This window comes from Methylobacterium sp. WL116 (assembly GCF_008039455.1).
Lineage (GTDB): Bacteria > Pseudomonadota > Alphaproteobacteria > Rhizobiales > Beijerinckiaceae > Methylobacterium.
On the sequence record NZ_VRUV01000693.1, the window covers coordinates 1 to 1,985 of the forward strand.

Consider the following 1,985-nt stretch of genomic DNA (forward strand, 5'->3'; position numbering starts at 1 on the left):
AAGGCGAGGCGGGCCTCGCCTTCGTCGCCCCGCCGCTGGCGCTCTGCGGCGACAACGGCGCGATGATCGCCTGGGCCGGCATCGAGCGGCTGCGCCTCGGGCTGACCGACGACATCACCGCGCCGGCCCGCGCCCGCTGGCCCTTCGCCGACTCCCCCCGCCCCGAGGCCAGCGCCGAATGAGCGGCGCCGCCCGCCACATCCTCTCGCGCGGCAATCTCCGCGATCTCCGCGTGACGGAGCCCGAGCCGGAGGCGGCTCCAGCCCCCGTCGGCGAGCCGCAGGCGCGGTGGCGCGAGCTGGTCGACCGCCTCCTGCCGCAGGCCGCGCCGGACCATCCCGACTGGCCCGTCGTGAACGACCACTGCTTCGCCCGCATCCTGCTCGACAACGCCTGCAACGGGCCGTGGCGCGAGAGCGTGGCGGCGCCGGCCTGGGCCAACATGCCGCCCGACCGGCTCGCGGTCGCGATCGACCTCGGCAACGCCGTGCTCGCCGGCCGCGCCGACCTCGCCCTGCTTAACCGCCGCTCCCTGATATGGCGCGGCAAGCGCCGGCTGCCCAAGGCCCCCGACACCCTGGAGACCGGTTCGCTGCGCCTGCGCCGTTGGCGCCGATCGGACGACGAGCCGTTCGCGCGCCTGAACGCCGACCCCGCCGTGATGCGCCATTTCCCGAAGCTGAAATCGCCCGCCGAGAGCCTGACCGAGGCGCGGGCGCTCGACCGCCGCTTCGAGGCCGACGGCTTCGGGCCGTGGGCGGTCGAGGAGCCGGGCGGCCCGTTCCTCGGTTTCGTCGGGGCGATGCGGCTGATGCGGTCGATGCCGTTTTCCGGGGGCGAGCGCCCGGGCAGCCTGATCGAGATCGGCTGGCGCCTGAGCCCCGAGGCCTGGGGGCGCGGCATCGCCACGCGCGCCGCGCGCTTGGCGCTCGCCGACCTGTTCGGCCGCTGCGGGCTGCCGAGCGTGGTGGCGTTCACGGCGCTGGCCAACGCGCCGTCGCGACGGGTGATGGAGCGGCTCGGCATGGTGCGCGAGGCCGATTTCGACCATCCGGCGCTGACCGCCGGCCACCCGCTGCAGCGGCACGTGCTCTATCGGCTCGCGGCGGCGGATTGTTCCGGAGACCCCGCATGAGCAGCGAGAACGCGCGACCCGTCGCGGTCGTCGGCGGCGGCGCATGGGGCACGGCCCTGGCGAACGCCGCCGCCGCGGCCGGGCGCCCGGTCACCCTGTGGCTGCGCGACGCCCGATCCGCCGCCACCCTCGAATCCGAGCGCGAGAACCCGCGCTACCTGCCGGGCGTGAAGCTGCATCCGCGCATCCGGGCGACGGCCGAGGCCGACGACCTCGCCGCCGCCGAGGCGGTGCTGCTGGTCACGCCGGCGCAGACTTCCCGCGCGGTGCTCGGGCAGCTCGCGCCCGCCTTCGCGCCGGGCACGCCGGTGGTCCTGTGCTCGAAGGGCATCGAGCGGACGACCGGCGCCTTCATGAGCGCGGTGGCGGCCGAGGTGCTGCCGGCGGGTACGCCCGTGGCGGTGCTGTCCGGCCCGAGCTTCGCGGTGGACGTCGCGCGCAACCTGCCGACGGCGGTCACTTTGGCGGCCGCGGATGCGGACCTCGCGGCGCGCCTCGCGCGCCTGCTGTCCGGCCCGGCCTTGCGGCTCTACCACACCGACGACGTCCGCGGCGTCGAGATCGGCGGCGCCGGCAAGAACGTGCTCGCGATCGCATCGGGCATCGTCGCCGGGCGCGGCCTCGGCGAGAGCGCGCGCGCCGCCCTGATCGCCCGCGCCTTCGCCGAGCTGATGCGGTTCGCGCGAAGCTTCGGCGGCCGGCCCGAGACGCTGATGGGCCTGTCGGGGCTCGGCGACCTGGTGCTCACCGCATCCTCCGCGCAATCGCGCAATTTCGCCTTCGGCCTCGCCCTGGGGGCGGGCGCCACGCCGGAAGCCGCCGCCGGCGGCAAGCTCGCCGAGGGCGCCTT

2 protein-coding genes and 1 pseudogene are annotated in these 1,985 nt (G+C 76.1%); all 3 read left to right on the forward strand.

Going from position 1 to position 1,985, the window contains the following annotated elements:
• Positions 1–182: pseudogene (locus FV223_RS26325) on the forward strand (tRNA (adenosine(37)-N6)-threonylcarbamoyltransferase complex transferase subunit TsaD); the annotation flags it as partial.
• The gene (locus FV223_RS26330) at positions 179–1,135 is read left to right on the forward strand and encodes a GNAT family N-acetyltransferase (protein ID WP_147729688.1); all 957 of its coding nucleotides are present in this window, start codon (positions 179–181) and stop codon (positions 1,133–1,135) included. The pseudogene FV223_RS26325 and the gene FV223_RS26330, both read left to right, overlap by 4 nt.
• Positions 1,132–1,985, forward strand: an 854-nt coding sequence (locus tag FV223_RS26335) for an NAD(P)H-dependent glycerol-3-phosphate dehydrogenase (protein ID WP_147729689.1), incomplete at its 3' end; no start/stop codon positions are given. The genes FV223_RS26330 and FV223_RS26335, both read left to right, overlap by 4 nt.

Coding starts and splice junctions, on each gene's coding strand:
- FV223_RS26330 (WP_147729688.1), top strand. CDS start 179: ATGAGCGGCGCCGCCCGCCACATCCTCTCGCGCGGCAATCTCCGCGAT.